Origin of the sequence: Burkholderia sp. ABCPW 14 (assembly GCF_001523835.1) — a bacterium.
GTDB classification, from domain to species: Bacteria; Pseudomonadota; Gammaproteobacteria; order Burkholderiales; family Burkholderiaceae; genus Burkholderia; species Burkholderia mayonis.
Genome location: NZ_LOVS01000199.1, coordinates 30,884 through 46,932, shown reverse-complemented (window position 1 = coordinate 46,932; position 16,049 = coordinate 30,884). Strand labels below are relative to the sequence as shown.

The following is a 16,049-nucleotide window of genomic DNA, read 5'->3' as shown; positions in this document are numbered from 1 at the left end:
ACCGCCCGCACCCGCGCCGCCGCCACCACAGCCACCGCCACCCGAAGCACCGCCACCCGAAGCACCGCCGCCCGAAGCACCGCCACCCGAAGCACCGCCACCCGAAGCACCGCCACCCGAAGCACCGCCACCCGAAGCACCGCCACCCGAAGCACCGCCACCCGAAGCACCGCCACCCGAAGCGCCGCCACCTGACGCACTACTACCCGACGTTCCGCCGCCGGAGTTACCGATGCCCGATGCATTGCCCGTGGAGTTGCCGCGGCCGCTACCCGTGCCGGTCGTGCCGCCGGAGGTCGAACCTGTCGTCCCGCCGACTCCGATGCCCGCGGGCCCGACGGCGCCATCCCCGTTGTTTCCGTCGCTACCGCTTCCACGGCCGTTGCCCGGGCTGCCGCTGCTTCCGATTCCGCTCTCGCCGTTGCCCCCCACGCCGTCGGCGAGATGAAGCATGGATCCGCACGCCACGGGGTCGGCGGAACAGGGCGACGCCAGCTCCGCGAGCAGCATCGTGACGCCCGTATTGGCGGATACATCGGGCCTGCCGGCCGGCATCGCTTTCTGCACCGCTTGCAACGGCGCGGAGAATGGCGCTTCGTCGTGCGACTGCACGGCGCTCGGCCCTGGGGGCAGGGTCTCTTGCGCGACCGCATACGAGCCGCAGAAGTGAGCGAATGCGGTTGCCGCTGCCGCCAGCAAGGTCGCGCGATAGCATCGTCCCGCCGCGCGGAACAGCTGTTTCGTCTTGTGCATCATGGGTCTCCCGAAGCGCGCAGTCCCTGTCGCCGCGCCGCTTTATGCGTGTGTTGCCCAGGGGCCCAAAGATGCGTCGTTGTTTCAGTGGCCGATTTCATCCGGACTGGTGCGTGACCAGCCGGCAATGTCGATCGGCACGCGGGCCCGCCGTGCGAGCCCCTCTCTGCGATAACCGTGCCATCGGCCGCTCACGCCCATTGCGCAAGGCATGAGCGCTTTGCGAGCGCGGCGCTGAAACATCGGTGAAGCTGTTTTGTTTCTGAAATGAAACGTCAGGAGGAAAATCAGCGCGTCGGCGCGTCGGCCGCACGCTGCCAGCGATGGAAGGGGATCGATGCGATCCAGCCGGCCAGGAACGGTGCGGCAATCGCAAATCCGATCGCGCCGAACCGCTGGCCGACCGACTCGATGCCGCCCGTCTCGGGTGCGACCGGCGTGGACACGAACGTGATGCTCGCGTTGTCAAGGAGCTTGCGCTGCAGATCGTCCATCGCCCAGCCGTATGTGCGGATCATCAGCACGTCGTCCGTCGAGTCGATCAGCGTCATCCCAGCCATGAACAGCGTGGGAAGCAGCAGAATCCCGAAGCGCGGCAGGCCTCGACTCGCCTGCGTAGCGGTGATCGCAAGCAGACCGATTTCGGTTACAGAATTGAAACTGAGCCAAACGGCACGCCGACCGGATGCACGTGCCGGCTCGTCGAGACGAACCGGCACAGCGGACGCACCAAGCGCGCGAAGAAGCCGGCCGGTGCGCATGCGTGGCGTCCGTGTTTGCACCGTCCGGCGCGCGGCGGTTGCGCCGCCACACATCGCGCAGGATCGCGAGGCTCACGCCTGCCAGCACGAGCAGGAACGTTGCGGACACCGCAGTGCCGAGCGTGCCGCCGATGTCGCGAAACGTGTCGAAACGGTCGCGCAGCGCGGACGCGCTCAGCGCGACGCCGAGCGTGGCGCGGCGACGGCGACGGCGGTCGTCACGAGGCGGTGGCCATGAAGCGTCACCGTGATCTCGTCGATGCCCGGGCGGTGCGTGCCGTAAAAAAAGCCCGTCCGTTTCCGGACGGGCTCGTCATTCGCGGGCCGCGCCGCATGTCGCGCCGTGCCGCGCAGCGCGGCCCCGAGCGCTGACTTCTTACCTGCGCGCGACCTGCTTCGCGTTGATGACGGCTTCCGACACGTTGTTGGGCGTTTCCGCGTAGTGCTTGAACTCCATCGTGTACGTGGCGCGACCCTGCGTCGCCGAGCGCAGCGACGTCGAATAGCCGAACATCTCGGCGAGCGGCACCTCGGCGCGCACGAGCTTGCCGCCGCCGCCCGCGATGTCCTCCATCCCCTGCACGATGCCGCGCCGGCTCGACAGATCGCCCATCACGTTGCCCATGAAGTCCTCGGGCGTCTCGACTTCGACCGCCATCATCGGTTCGAGCAGCACCGGCTTCGCGCGGCGCATCGCTTCCTTGAACGCCATCGAGCCGGCCATCCGGAACGCGTTTTCGTTCGAGTCGACGTCGTGATACGAGCCGAACGTCAGGTGCACCTTCACGTCGACGACCGGGTAGCCGGCGAGCACGCCGCTCTTCAGCGTTTCCTGGATGCCCTTGTCGACGGCCGGGATGAACTCGCGCGGAATCACGCCGCCCTTGATTTCGTCGAGGAACTCATAGCCCTTGCCCGGATTCGGCTCGAGCTTGATGACCGCATGGCCGTACTGGCCGCGGCCGCCCGACTGCTTGACGAACTTGCCCTCGACGTCCTCCGCGGCGGTGCGCACCGTCTCGCGATACGCGACCTGCGGCTTGCCGACCGTCGCCTCGACGCCGAACTCGCGCCTCATCCGGTCGACAATGATCTCGAGGTGCAGTTCGCCCATCCCGGAGATGATCGTCTGTCCGGATTCCTCGTCGGTCTGCACGCGGAACGACGGATCTTCCTGCGCGAGGCGATTGAGCGCGAGGCCCATCTTCTCCTGGTCGGCCTTCGTCTTCGGCTCGACCGCCTGCGAGATCACCGGCTCGGGAAATTCCATCTTCTCGAGGATGATCGGCTTCGCCGGGTCGCACAGCGTGTCGCCCGTCGTCGCCTCCTTCAGGCCGACCGCGGCCGCGATGTCGCCCGCGCGCACCTCCTTGATTTCCTTGCGCTCGTTCGCGTGCATCTGCAGGATGCGGCCGAGCCGTTCCTTCTTGTCCTTTGTCGGGTTCAGCACCGTGTCGCCCGATTCGACGACGCCCGAATAGACGCGGAAGAAGATCAGCTGGCCGACGAACGGGTCGGTCATGATCTTGAATGCGAGCGCGGAGAACGGCTCGTCGTCGTTCGGATGGCGTTCCGCTTCCTTGTCGTCGAGGTCGTGGCCCATGATCGCGGGCACGTCGGCGGGCGACGGCAGGTAGTCGATCACGGCGTCGAGCATCGCCTGCACGCCCTTGTTCTTGAACGCGCTGCCGCAGAGCATCGGCACGATCTCGTTGGCGATCGTGCGCTTGCGCAGCGCGGCCTTGATCTCGTCCTCGGTCAGCGAGTGATGGTCGGTCAGGTATTTTTCGAGCAGTTCCTCGCTTGCCTCGGCGGCCGCCTCGACCATCTTGTCGCGCCATTCCTCGGCGCTCGCGCGCAGGTTCTCGGGGATCTCTTCGTACGTGAACTTGACCCCCTGGCTGTCGTCGTCCCAGATGATCGCTTTCATCTTCACGAGGTCGACGACGCCCTGGAAGTGCTCTTCCGCGCCGATCGGAATCTGGATCGGCACCGCGACGCCCTTCAGGCGCTCGCCGATCTGCCGCTGCACGCGGAAGAAATCCGCGCCGACGCGGTCCATCTTGTTGACGAACGCGATCCGCGGCACCTTGTACTTGTTCGCCTGGCGCCACACGGTTTCGGATTGCGGCTGCACGCCGCCGACCGAGTCGTAGACCATGCACGCACCGTCGAGCACACGCATCGAGCGCTCGACTTCGATCGTGAAGTCGACGTGGCCCGGCGTGTCGATGATGTTGATCCGATGCTCCGGATAATTGCCGGCCATGCCTTTCCAGAACGCCGTCGTCGCCGCGGACGTGATCGTGATGCCGCGCTCCTGCTCCTGCTCCATCCAGTCCATCGTGGCCGCGCCGTCGTGAACCTCGCCGATCTTGTGGCTCACGCCGGTATAGAAGAGGATGCGCTCGGTCGTCGTGGTTTTTCCGGCATCGATGTGAGCGCTGATACCGATGTTGCGATAGCGCTCGATGGGGGTTTTGCGGGGCACGTGAACCTCCTGATGGTTCTGGACGGAAGCGGGCCGGCCGGTGCGGCCGGCCCGTCGCTCTTTCGAGACTTAAAGCATAGCGCTTGCTCGAGGCTTTTGCAGATGCGGGCGATGTATCGGCAATCAAGTCTTTGCCGTCGGCGACGCACCGGTCCGCGCCGCCCGCGCATGAAGACGGCGCGCGCAAAAAAGCCGGCGCGCGGCCGGCTTTCGGGCGGTGACGAGCGGCGCGCATCGGCCGCCGGCGTCACTGCGGCTTCGGCAGCCCGTCGATCTTCATCCCCGGCTTGATGCCCTTCGAAGTGAACCAGCCGCGGCTCATCTCGAGCGCGTAGACGCCGTTGTTGCGCGGGCAGTGGTTGTCGGTCGTCTCGGCCTTCATTTCGTCGATGTCGGTGATCGTGCCGTCCGCGCGGACGAACGCGATCGACAGCGGGATCAGCGTGTTCTTCATCCAGAAGCAATGCACGGCGTTCTCGTTGAACACGAACAGCATGCCTTCGTTCGGCGCGAGCTGCGAGCGGTACATGAGACCTTGCTCGCGATCGGCGTCGTTCGCGGCGACGGCCGCATCGATCACGTACATGCCGGCGCGCAGCTTGACGCGCGGGAATTCGCTCGGCTGCTTCGCGCCGGGCGGCAGTTGCGCGGTTTGCGCAAATGCGGCGTGCATGCCGCCCGCGGCGAGCGCGAGCGCGACCGGAAAGACGGCGGCTCGCGCGAGACGGGCGAGCGAAGAGCGCGGGGAAGATCGCACGGCAAGGGCTCCTGTCGGGAATTCGAGACCCGCATGGTACGCGAAGCGCGGCGTGGCGCGCGGATCGGGCGCGCAGCGCGAAGCGGGCAAACAAAAAGAAAAGGCAGATCGCCTCGCGGTGATCTGCCTTGCAACGCCGTCAGAACGGCAACAACGTGTTCTTAACTGCGTCTTACAAATTGCTTACTTAGTTCGAAGCAGCAGCCGGGGCTTCAGCGGCGCTGGCTTCCTTCGCCTTCTTCGCATGCTTCTTGTGTGCGTGCTTCTTGTGCGCCTTCTTAGCCGGTGCCGAAGCAGCTTCAGCCTTCTCAGCCGGAGCCGAAGCGGCGGCCGGAGCCGAAGCTTGCGCGAAAGCAGCCGTTGCGAAGAGACCAGCGACCAGAGCGGCGATCAGTTTGTTCATGTTGTGTTCCTCAGCTTTAGTTAATTAACCAAATGACCCGGCATAGGAGTCATGTCGTCTAACGTGCCATCCACCTTTCGGTTGACAGGCGCGTCGAGAAAAATCTCGCCGCGCTGCGGGCGGCCTGTCCGCGGCGGGTCGTTGCTCGAACGACGGACCTGCGGTTCGGCTGCCAATGCCGGATAGCTGGAAGTGGCATCTGCGTCGTTTAACGCGTCGGGTTCGCAGTCGGTTGACGCACGGTTTCGCGCGTCACCGAAATGTCATCCGGGCCGCTTTGCGCGCTCCCACGGCGCGCGCGGCGGCAACTCGCGAGTTTCGCCGGGCGCGAGGCCGAGCGCGAACAGGTCGAGCGCGCCGATGCCGACTCGGATGAGGCGCAGCGTAGGGAAGCCGACCGATGCGGTCATCCGCCGCACCTGGCGATTCTTGCCCTCGGCGATCTCGAGTTCGATCCAGGTCGTCGGGATCGCCGCGCGGTAGCGGATCGGCGGGTTGCGCGGCCAGAGCGTGTCGGGCGGCGTGACGAAGCGCGCGCGGCACGGGCGGGTTACGTAGTCGCCGAGGTCGATGCCGCGCTCGAGCGTCGCGAGCGCGCCCGCGTCCGGCGCGCCCTCGACCTGCGCCCAGTAGCGCTTGACGAGCTTGTGACGCGGCTCGGCGATCTTCGCCTGCAGCGCGCCGTCGTCGGTGAGGAGGAGGAGCCCCTCGCTGTCGGCGTCGAGGCGGCCCGCCGGATAGACGCCGGGTGTCTTCACCCAGTCGCCGAGCGACCCGCGGGTTTCGTGCGTGGAGAACTGGCAGATCGTGCCGAACGGCTTGTTGAGAGCGATGAGGTGCATGGGCAAGGCTCGCGGGTGGCGGGCGGCGCAACGCGGGCCGCGTTCTATGGCAAATGGCGGAATCTTAATGCATAATACGGAACGGCAAGTCTTTTGTCTTATATAAGACTTGTGCGGGGCCGACACGCCAGGTTCGCGCCGCCTTGCGCCGCGGGAGCGCTAGAATAGCGGCTCGCTGTTGCCGGCGCAGGGCAGGCGCCGCCGCCCGACCGCGCAAAACCAGATACCCACCAGCCCAGCCATATCACTGGAGTCGATCATGCCGTATCAGCACATCAAGGTTCCGGAAGGCGGTGACAAGATCACCGTCAACAAGGATTTCTCGCTCAACGTTTCCGATCAGCCGATCATTCCTTACATCGAAGGCGATGGCACGGGCTTCGACATCACCCCCGTGATGGTCAAGGTCGTCGACGCGGCGGTCGAGAAGGCGTACGCCGGCAAGAAGAAGATCCACTGGATGGAGATCTACGCCGGCGAGAAGGCGACGAAGGTCTACGGTCCGGACGTGTGGCTGCCGGAAGAGACGCTGCAGGTGCTGAAGGAATACGTCGTGTCGATCAAGGGGCCGCTCACGACCCCGGTCGGCGGCGGCATCCGCTCGCTGAACGTCGCGCTGCGCCAGGAGCTCGACCTGTACGTCTGCCTGCGCCCCGTGCAGTACTTCAAGGGCGTGCCGTCGCCGGTGCGCGAGCCGCAAAAGATCGACATGGTGATCTTCCGCGAGAACTCGGAAGACATCTACGCGGGCATCGAATGGGCGGCCGGCTCGGAGCAGGCGAAGAAGGTCATCAAGTTCCTGCAGGACGAGATGGGCGTGAAGAAGATCCGCTTCCCGGAAACCTCGGGGATCGGCGTCAAGCCCGTGTCGACGGAAGGCACCGAGCGTCTCGTGCGCAAGGCGATCCAGTACGCGATCGACAACGACCGCAAGTCGGTCACGCTGGTGCACAAGGGCAACATCATGAAGTTCACGGAAGGCCTGTTCCGTGACGCCGGCTACGCGCTCGCGCAGAAGGAGTTCGGCGGCGAGCTGATCGACGGCGGCCCGTGGATGCGCGTGAAGAACCCGAAGACGGGTAACGAGATCGTCATCAAGGATTCGATCGCCGACGCGTTCCTGCAGCAGATCCTGCTGCGTCCGGCCGAGTACGACGTGATCGCGACGCTGAACCTGAACGGCGACTACATCTCCGATGCGCTCGCCGCGCAAGTCGGCGGCATCGGCATCGCGCCGGGCGCGAACCTGTCGGATTCGGTCGCGATGTTCGAAGCGACGCACGGCACGGCGCCGAAGTACGCGGGCAAGGACTACGTGAACCCGGGTTCGGAAATCCTGTCGGCCGAAATGATGCTGCGCCACCTCGGCTGGACCGAAGCGGCCGACGTCATCATCGCCGCGATGGAAAAATCGATCCTGCACAAGCGCGTCACGTACGACTTCGCGCGCCTGATGGAAGGCGCGACGCAAGTGTCGTGCTCGGGCTTCGGCCAGGTGCTGATCGAAAACATGCAGTAAGCGCGTCGGCTCGGCCGATGTCGAACGACACCCCGGCGGGCTTCGTGCCCGCCGGGGTGTTTCGTTTTGGTGCGACGCGTGCGCGCAGCGACCGAAAGCAGTGAGCGGCGCGCATCCGGACTGGTGTATCGTCGCAAGCTCCGTTTCAGCGACACAGGAGTCGATCGATGTTGCGCAGACATTTTCTTTCGAGCGCGCTGGCGGCGGCCGTCGCGTCGCTCTTCGCGCGCGGCGCGTTCGCCGCGGGCCGCGCGATGGATGGCATGGAAGGGATGGACGACATGCCGGACATGAAGCCCGCGCCCGCCCGCGCGCGGCACGGCAAGCTTACGCCGCCCGCGCTCGCGGCCGCCGACGCGCTGCCCGCGGGCGCGCCGCTTTCCGCGCTGCGCGTGCTCGCGAACGAGAGCCGCGAGCCGGGCGTATTCCGCGCGACGCTCACCGCGCAGCCCGTCGCGCGTGCGCTGCTGCCGGGCGCCGCGCCGACGACGTTCTGGCAATTCGGCGCGGGCGCGCAGGGGCCGGCTGTCGGTCCGCTCATCGACGTGCGCGAAGGCGATATGGTCGAGATCCGCTTCGTCAATCGCCTGTCGCAGCCGTCGACGATCCACTGGCACGGGCTGCCCGTGCCGCCCAACCAGGACGGCAATCCGTCCGAACTCGTCGCGCCGGGCGCGACGCGCGTCTATCGGTTCACGCTGCCGAAGGGGAGCGCGGGTACGTACTGGTATCACCCGCATCCGCACATGATGACGGCCGAGCAGGTGTTTCGCGGACTCGCGGGGCCGTTCGTCGTGCGAGCGGCCGACGATCCGCTGGCTGGCTGGCCCGAGCGGCATCTGTTCGTCTCCGATCTCAAGCTTGCACGCGACGGCACGATTGCATCGAACGACATGATGGATTGGATGAACGGCCGCCAAGGCCAGTTCGTGCTCGTCAACGGTGCGCGCCGGCCGCGCATTTCACTCACCGGCGACGAGCGCTGGCGCATGTGGAACGCGTGCAGCGCGCGCTATCTGCACATCGCGTTCGATGACGGGCGATCGTTCGCGCACGTCGGCACCGACGGCGGGCTGTTCGATGCGCCGCGCGACGTGACGTCGCTGCTGCTCGCGCCGGGCGAGCGCGCCGAACTCGTCGTGCGCGCGGGCGATAAGGCGTCGCACGCGGTGCTGACTGCACTCGAATACGATCGCGGCAAGATGTCGATGTCGGATGCCGGGCATGGCGGCCTGCCGCCCGATCCCGCGCAGCCGCTTGCCGACATCGCGTTCGAGCCCGCCGCGCCGCGCGTGCTGCCCGAGCGGCTGCGTGCGGTGCCCGTGCTTGGCGAGCCCGTCGCGCGCAAGGAAGTCGTGTTCGGCGAGCAGATGGACATGGACGCGATGATGCGCACGGGCGCGCACGGCCGACCGGCCGGCATGCGCTTCATGGTGAACGGCGCGACGTTCGAGCCGCATCGTGCGACGTTGACAAGCCGACACGGTGATGTCGAGTCGTGGACGATTCGTAACGAAACCGACATGGATCATCCATTTCATTTGCACGGCACGCAGTTCCAGGTGGTCGAGCGCGAGACGGCGGGGAAGAAGACGCCGGAGCCCTATCGCGCATGGCGGGACACGGTGAACGTTCGCAAGGGCGAGCAAGTGCGGATTCTCACGACGCAGACGGAGCGCGGTGAGCGGATGTTCCATTGCCACATCCTCGAGCACGAGGATCTCGGGATGATGGGAACGCTGAAAGTCGTTTGAAATGCGTTGCAGCCGAGTTCGGCGACCGAGCGCACACTCGGCTTGCCGCAGTTCGCGACGCTCGACGAGCAGGCGAAAAAAAACCCGGCTGGAAGCCGGGTTTTCTATTCCTGATCCAGACGGCCCTCAAGCAGCTTGGATGTTCGACGCCTGCTTACCCTTCGGGCCCTGCACAACCTCGAAGCTGACCTTTTGGCCTTCTTTCAGGGTCTTGAAGCCCTGCATGTTGATCGCCGAGAAATGTGCAAACAGATCTTCGCCGCCTTCGTCGGGCGTGATGAAGCCGAAGCCCTTCGCGTCATTGAACCATTTGACAATACCAGTTGCCATACCTACTTCCCCTGTCACACAGTCGCTACTTACAACGAGCACGCTCGAAAAGCTAAACGACCGGCATACGCAGCCGTTCCCCCCTCACAAGCTCACCTCGGCCTCTTTCGATTGTCAAAGACAAATTGAAAAAAGTGCCAGCTTGATTGTTGGCGCTCTTTAATAGAGTGTCAAGAAAATTTTTAGACGTATACGGGGACGTTGTAAAGAACCCATTTTCAGGGTTTATCCGGCTTTGCTTCGCAGCATCGGAGCGAGCGAGGCGGCTTGAAAAGTCGCATAATCGTCGCACATAGCAGGCTTGAGTGACGCGCGTTCGAGGTTGTCCGCGTTGTGGGATACTCGATCCATGCACAATGCGCGGGCGGCACGCCGCATGCTTGCACGTCGAACGGGAGCCGGCCCCGCAGCCGGCTCCCGTTCGACGTGAAAGGGACGCTGCCGCACGTGGGGGAGCCGGGGAGGGCGCCGGCTGGTCAGTCGGTTAATGACAGGATTGCGGGCCTGTCCGAGTTGTTTAGAATGGGTGTATGGCGATTATCCCGGACAAGCAGGACAGCACCGTCCTGGAACGCAAGGAGCAGAAGCTCAAGCCGCCTTCGATGTACAAGGTGGTGCTCCTGAACGACGACTTCACGCCAATGGAATTCGTCGTGATGATCGTGCAGGAGTATTTCAAGAAAGATCGCGAAACGGCCACACAGATTATGTTGAAGGTGCATCGCGAAGGGCGGGGGGTTTGTGGGGTCTATACGCGAGACATCGCGTCGACCAAAGTCGAGCAAGTCGTTACCCATGCGCGGCAGGCCGGGCATCCGCTGCAGTGCGTGATGGAGGAAGCATGATTGCCCAGGAATTGGAAGTCAGCCTGCACATGGCGTTCATGGAAGCGCGCCAGGCGCGGCATGAGTTCATTACGGTCGAGCATCTCTTGTTGGCGCTGCTGGATAATCCGACGGCAGCCGAAGTGTTGCGCGCGTGCGCTGCAAACATCGAGGACCTGCGTCAGAACCTGCGCAATTTCATCCACGACAACACGCCGACCGTACCCGGCACCGACGACGTCGACACGCAGCCGACGCTCGGTTTTCAGCGCGTGATCCAGCGCGCGATCATGCACGTGCAGTCGACGTCGAACGGCAAGAAGGAAGTCACGGGCGCGAACGTGCTCGTCGCCATCTTCGGCGAGAAGGATTCACACGCGGTCTACTATCTGCAGCAGCAGGGCGTGACACGCCTCGACGTCGTCAACTTCATCTCGCACGGCATCGCGAAGACGAGCAGCAGCGAGTCCGCGAAGCCGGCCGATGCGAGCGCGGAAGCCGACGACGCGAGCACGCAGAAGGAAACGCCGCTCGCGCAGTTCACGCAGAATCTGAACCAGATGGCGAAGGACGGCCGCATCGATCCGCTCATCGGGCGCGAGTCCGAGGTTGAGCGCGTCGTGCAGGTGCTTTGCCGCCGCCGCAAGAACAATCCGCTCCTCGTCGGCGAGGCGGGCGTCGGCAAGACGGCGATCGCCGAGGGCCTCGCGTATCGCATCACGCGCGGCGAGGTGCCGGACATTCTCGCGAACGCGCAGGTGTATTCGCTCGACATGGGCGCGCTGCTTGCGGGCACGAAGTATCGCGGCGACTTCGAGCAGCGTCTGAAGACGGTGCTCAAGGAGCTGAAGGAGCGTCCGCACGCGATCCTCTTCATCGACGAGATCCATACGCTGATCGGCGCGGGCGCCGCATCGGGCGGTACGCTCGACGCGTCGAACCTGCTGAAGCCGGCGCTGTCGTCGGGCACGCTCAAGTGCATCGGCGCGACGACGTTCACCGAGTATCGGGGGATCTTCGAAAAGGATGCGGCGCTGTCGCGGCGCTTCCAGAAGATCGATGTGACGGAGCCGACCGTCGAGCAGACGGTTGCGATCCTGCGCGGCCTGAAGTCGCGCTTCGAGGAGCATCACGGCGTCAAGTATTCGTCGGGCGCGCTGTCGGCGGCCGCCGAGCTGTCGGCGCGCTTCATCACCGACCGTCATCTGCCCGACAAGGCGATCGACGTGATCGACGAAGCGGGCGCCGCGCAGCGCGTGCTGCCAAAGTCGAAGCAGAAGAAGACGATCGGCAAGAGCGAGATCGAGGAAATCATCTCGAAGATCGCGCGCGTTCCGCCGCAGAGCGTGTCGCAGGACGACCGCAGCAAGCTGCAGACGCTCGACCGCGATCTGAAGAGCGTCGTGTTCGGCCAGGATCCGGCGATCGACGCGCTCGCAGCCGCGATCAAGATGGCGCGCGCGGGCCTCGGCAAGCTCGACAAGCCGATCGGCGCGTTCCTGTTCTCCGGCCCGACGGGCGTCGGCAAGACCGAAGTGGCGCGGCAGCTCGCGTTCACGCTCGGCATCGAGCTGATCCGCTTCGACATGTCGGAGTACATGGAGCGTCATGCGGTGAGCCGCCTGATCGGCGCGCCGCCGGGCTACGTCGGATTCGACCAGGGCGGGCTCCTCACCGAGGCCGTCACGAAGAAGCCGCATTGCGTGCTGCTGCTCGACGAAATCGAGAAGGCGCATCCGGACATCTTCAACGTGCTGCTGCAGGTGATGGATCACGGCACGCTGACCGACAACAACGGCCGCAAGGCGGACTTCCGCAACGTCATCATCATCATGACGACGAATGCGGGCGCGGAGTCGATGCAGAAGGCGACGATCGGCTTCACGACGCGTCGCGAAGTCGGCGACGAGATGGCGGACATCAAGCGCCTCTTCACGCCCGAGTTCCGCAACCGGCTCGATGCGACGATCAGCTTCCGTTCGCTCGATGAGGAAATCATCATGCGGGTGGTCGACAAGTTCCTGATCCAACTCGAGGAGCAACTGCACGAGAAGAAGGTCGACGCCCTCTTCACCGATGTGTTGCGCAAGCATCTCGCGAAGCACGGTTTCGACCCGTTGATGGGCGCGCGGCCGATGCAGCGGCTGATCCAGGACACGATCCGGCGCGCGCTCGCCGACGAGCTGCTGTTCGGCAAGCTCGTCAACGGCGGTCACGTGACGGTCGACGTCGACGAGAACGACAAGGTGCAACTGTCGTTCGACAAGACGGCGACGCCGCCCAGCAAGCCCAACGAAGAGACGGTGGAAGTCGAATAACCGCTGGTTGAACGCTTCAAACGAACGGCGCGGGAAGTCTCCCGCGCCGTTTCGTTTTGTTTGCAGCAGATAAAAAATACGAAAGCAGGAGTTTGGTTTGACGCAACAACGAACGTTCGACTCGATCGTCGAACGCGAGAAGGGTCTGCGGCGCGGGCTCTCGTCGGGGCAGATGGCGATGATCGCGATCGGGGGCGCGATCGGGACGGGTCTCTTTCTGGGCAGCGGCTTCGCGATCGGGCTCGCGGGGCCGGGCGTGCTGGTGTCCTACGCGATCGGCGCGCTGATCGCGCTGCTGCTGATGGGCGCGCTGGCGGAAATGACGGTCGCGCATCCGACGTCGGGCTCGTTCGGCGCGTATGCCGAGCATTATGTCAGCCCGCTCGCCGGGTTTCTCGTCCGCTATGCGTACTGGTCGGCGGTCGTGTTCGCGGTCGGCACCGAAGTGAGCGCGATCGCCGTCTTCATGAAGTACTGGTATCCGGCCGTGCCCGGCTGGTACTGGGTCATCGGGTTTTCCGCCGTGCTGATCGCGGTGAACATGGCGAGCGTCACGCTCTACGGCGTCGTCGAATACGTGTTCTCGCTGCTGAAGATCACCGCGATCGTCGCGTTCATCGGGCTCGGCGCGTACTTTGTCTCGACTGCGCCGGCTTCGTCCGGCATCGGTTTCGCGAACTACGCGGCGCACGGCGGCTTCTTTCCGAAGGGTTTCTCGGGCGCGTGGGTCGCGGTGATCGTCGCGATCTTCAGCTACATGAGCATCGAAACCGTCGCGATCGCGGCGGGCGAGGCGCGCGATCCGCAGCGCGCGGTGTCGCAAGCGTTTCGGTCGACCGTGCTCCGTCTCGTGCTGTTCTATCTGCTCACGCTGTCGCTGATGCTCGCGATCGTGCCGTGGACGCAGGCCGGCACCGACGAAAGCCCGTTCGTCAAGGTGATGGCCGCGACGCACGTGCCGTACGCGGCGGGCGTCATCAACTTCGTCGTGCTCATCGCGGCGCTCTCCGCGATGAACAGCCAACTCTACGTGACGACGCGGATGATGTTCAGCCTGTCTCGCGCGGGGCTCGCGCCCGCGCTTTTCGGGCGCATCGGCGCGAACGGCGTGCCGCTCGCGGCGCTCGTCGTGTCGTCGAGCGGCGTCGCGGTCGCGGCCGTGCTGGTCGCGCTGTATCCGGAGACCGCGTTCACGCTGCTGATGGCGATCGCGATGTTCGGCGCGCTGTTCACGTGGCTGATGATTTTCGTCACGCATCTCTTCTTTCGCGCGCGCTATCGCGGTCCGACGCCCGCGTTCAGGATGTGGCTGCATCCGGTCGGCAGTCTGCTCGGCGCGGCGCTCGTCGGCGCGGTGCTCGTGACGACGGCATTTACGCGCGAGTTCAGAATGACGATGATGGTCGGCATTGCGTTCATCGTGCTGCTGACGCTCGCGTATCGGCTGCATTACCGCGCGCGGCACGCCGGCTAGCTGCAGCGCGACGAGCGCGAAGCCGGGGCGCGGCGTCGTCGTGACGGCGCCGAATTCGGGGCGGCACTTCTGACGAGAGACAGAATGACGATGACGAAGAAGACCGGCGAAGCGACCGATGCCGAACGCGCGACGGCGGACGCGAGCGCGGGAGCGCTCGTGCGCGCGGTGAGGCGCGTCGCGTTGAGCGCGCTCGTCGGTGTCGCGTTCGCTTGCCCGTTCGCGGCCGCGTTCGGGTCGACCTTGCGCGCGACTTCGAGCGGCGGGACCGTGCCGCTCCTCGACACGACGCCGTGGCTCGCGAGCGTGCAAGCGCCGAAGTCCCCGTTCTTCACGCGCGAATCGGACGCCGAAGGTGTGTCGTTCCGCTTCAAGAACAGCGGCCGCTACGTCGCGAAGGGCGGCGAGGTGGTCGTCAGCGAATCGGCGGACGGCGACATGTGGCTGGACGGCATGGTGCACGCGACGTACATCGACCGCGCGGGTGTCGCGACGTCCGGATGGCTCGTGCGCTCGCACTTGCAGCCGGTCCGCACGCCCACGCGCGCGCCCGGCTGGGACGGCCGCTGGCGCAGCAGCGAGGGCGCACGCAGGCTGATCGTGCACGGCGATCGCGTCAGCTATTCGTTCATGGGGGGCGGCGCGCAGGCGCGTGTCGAGATGCTGCTGCGAATGCGGCCCGTGTCGGACGTCGAAGCGACGCTGTCGCGCGCGCAAGCGTCGGGCGGCGTATGCGATCTCGGCGTGCGGCGTCTCGACGACTATCTCGTCGTGACCGCGCGGGATTGTTTCATCCATGGCGTGAATCCAGAGGCAATCCTGCGCAGACAGCGATAGCGTGCACCACCGGTGTGCGCCAACATGCGAATCGGCCGATGTCCGCAAGCCGCGCATGCGGGTTAACGCTCTCTTAAGCGGCCGTTCTCTAATATTCGAGTCTCGTGCCGCGCTGCGGCGATTGGTCTATTCCGAATTCCTTCGAGAGGCTCGCATGAACAAGCTCCCTGCGATTACGCTCGCGTTCTGGGTGATGAAGATCTGCGCGACGACGCTCGGCGAAACCGGCGGCGATCTGCTGTCGATGACGCTCAATGTCGGCTATGCGTACAGCTCGCTGATCCTGTTCTCGTTCTTCATCGTCACGCTCGCCGCACAGCTCGCGACGACGCGCTACCGCCCGGCGATCTACTGGGCGGTGATCGTCGCGACGAGCACCGCCGGCACGACGATGTCCGACTTCATGGACCGCACGCTCGGTCTCGGCTATGCGGCCGGCTCCGGCATTCTCGTCGCGATCCTGCTGACGATCTTCGCCGTGTGGCGGCTGCAGGGCGAATCGCTCGCGGTCACCGAGATCCGCACGCGCAAGGTCGAGCTCCTCTACTGGATCGCGATTCTGTTCTCGAACACGCTCGGCACCGCGCTCGGCGACTTCCTCGCCGACAGCTCGGGCCTCGGCTTCGCGGGCGGCGCGTTCCTGATCGGCGGCTTGCTCGCGGTGATCGTGCTCGTCGCGTACCTGACGAACGTGTCGAAGGTGTTCCTGTTCTGGGCGGCGTTCGTGCTGACGCGGCCGTTCGGCGCGACGGTCGGCGATCTGCTGACGAAGCCCGTCGCGAAGGGCGGCCTCGGGTTTGGCACCGTCGGTTCGTCGGCGATTCTCGCGGGCGTGCTGATCGCGCTCGTGATCTATGCGATGTTCGCCGAAGCGAAACGGGCGAAGCAAGAAGGAGAGCAGCCGCAGCTCGGCTGGAAGCAGCCGGCGCTCGAGGAGTGAGCGCCGGCGTAACGGCAAGAGGCGGGAACGGAAGCGCGTGTGGGGT

Annotated in this window: 12 protein-coding genes and 2 pseudogenes; 7 read left to right on the top strand and 7 right to left on the bottom strand. The window is 65.3% G+C overall.

Translation table 11 applies throughout. The features are described 5' to 3' along the window. The 6 genes and pseudogenes from WS62_RS38545 to WS62_RS30245 form a co-directional block, all read right to left on the bottom strand. Positions 1-753 (bottom strand): annotated as a pseudogene (locus WS62_RS38545) (hypothetical protein); the annotation flags it as partial. 287 nt (positions 754-1,040) lie between these two features. Then, positions 1,041-1,710 (bottom strand): annotated as a pseudogene (locus WS62_RS35485) (HoxN/HupN/NixA family nickel/cobalt transporter); the annotation flags it as partial. Between the two features lie 180 nt (positions 1,711-1,890). Continuing rightward, positions 1,891-4,005 (bottom strand): elongation factor G, encoded by a 2,115-nt coding sequence (gene fusA, locus WS62_RS30255; protein WP_066578921.1) that lies wholly within the window; start codon positions 4,003-4,005, stop codon positions 1,891-1,893. A gap of 247 nt (positions 4,006-4,252) precedes the next feature. After that, a complete protein-coding gene (locus WS62_RS30250; RefSeq protein ID WP_066578934.1) occupies positions 4,253-4,762 on the bottom strand; it encodes a DUF192 domain-containing protein in 510 nt (169 codons plus the stop codon). 187 nt (positions 4,763-4,949) lie between these two features. Next, positions 4,950-5,165 carry a hypothetical protein gene (locus WS62_RS35480; protein ID WP_081463944.1) on the bottom strand — a complete coding sequence of 72 codons (216 nt, stop codon included), beginning with the start codon at positions 5,163-5,165 and terminating at the stop codon, positions 4,950-4,952. A gap of 263 nt (positions 5,166-5,428) precedes the next feature. Beyond that, positions 5,429-6,007 (bottom strand): pseudouridine synthase, encoded by a 579-nt coding sequence (locus WS62_RS30245; RefSeq protein WP_066578918.1) that lies wholly within the window; start codon positions 6,005-6,007, stop codon positions 5,429-5,431. 259 nt (positions 6,008-6,266) lie between these two features. Here WS62_RS30245 and icd point away from each other — a divergent pair, with 259 nt between their 5' ends. Further along, positions 6,267-7,526, top strand: a complete 1,260-nt coding sequence (icd, locus tag WS62_RS30240) for an NADP-dependent isocitrate dehydrogenase (RefSeq protein ID WP_066578915.1) — start codon at positions 6,267-6,269, stop codon at positions 7,524-7,526. 167 nt (positions 7,527-7,693) lie between these two features. Continuing rightward, the gene (locus WS62_RS30235; RefSeq protein ID WP_066578912.1) at positions 7,694-9,280 is read left to right on the top strand and encodes a multicopper oxidase family protein; all 1,587 of its coding nucleotides are present in this window, start codon (positions 7,694-7,696) and stop codon (positions 9,278-9,280) included. Positions 9,281-9,406: 126 nt separating this feature from the next. On the opposite strand, the gene WS62_RS30230 is transcribed toward WS62_RS30235, so the two are convergent. Then, positions 9,407-9,610 (bottom strand): cold-shock protein, encoded by a 204-nt coding sequence (locus WS62_RS30230; RefSeq protein ID WP_004196460.1) that lies wholly within the window; start codon positions 9,608-9,610, stop codon positions 9,407-9,409. Positions 9,611-10,140: 530 nt separating this feature from the next. Between WS62_RS30230 and clpS the strand changes: the two genes are divergently transcribed. The 5 genes from clpS (at position 10,141) to WS62_RS30205 (ending at position 16,003) form a co-directional block, all read left to right on the top strand. Beyond that, positions 10,141-10,455: an ATP-dependent Clp protease adapter ClpS gene (clpS, locus tag WS62_RS30225; protein ID WP_009892611.1), complete on the top strand. Its 315-nt coding sequence runs from the start codon at positions 10,141-10,143 to the stop codon at positions 10,453-10,455. Further along, positions 10,452-12,752, top strand: coding sequence for an ATP-dependent Clp protease ATP-binding subunit ClpA (clpA, locus tag WS62_RS30220; protein ID WP_066578909.1), 2,301 nt, complete (start codon positions 10,452-10,454; stop codon positions 12,750-12,752). Before clpS ends, clpA begins: the two co-directional genes overlap by 4 nt. Positions 12,753-12,849: 97 nt before the next feature. Continuing rightward, on the top strand, positions 12,850-14,226 hold the full coding sequence (locus tag WS62_RS30215; RefSeq protein WP_066578906.1) for an amino acid permease: 1,377 nt from the start codon (positions 12,850-12,852) through the stop codon (positions 14,224-14,226). Positions 14,227-14,310: 84 nt separating this feature from the next. Next, positions 14,311-15,063, top strand: a complete 753-nt coding sequence (locus WS62_RS30210; RefSeq protein WP_066578902.1) for a hypothetical protein — start codon at positions 14,311-14,313, stop codon at positions 15,061-15,063. A gap of 154 nt (positions 15,064-15,217) precedes the next feature. Beyond that, complete coding sequence (locus tag WS62_RS30205; protein WP_066578899.1) at positions 15,218-16,003, top strand: COG4705 family protein; 786 nt, start codon at positions 15,218-15,220, stop codon at positions 16,001-16,003. The last annotated feature ends 46 nt before the right edge of the window (positions 16,004-16,049 follow it).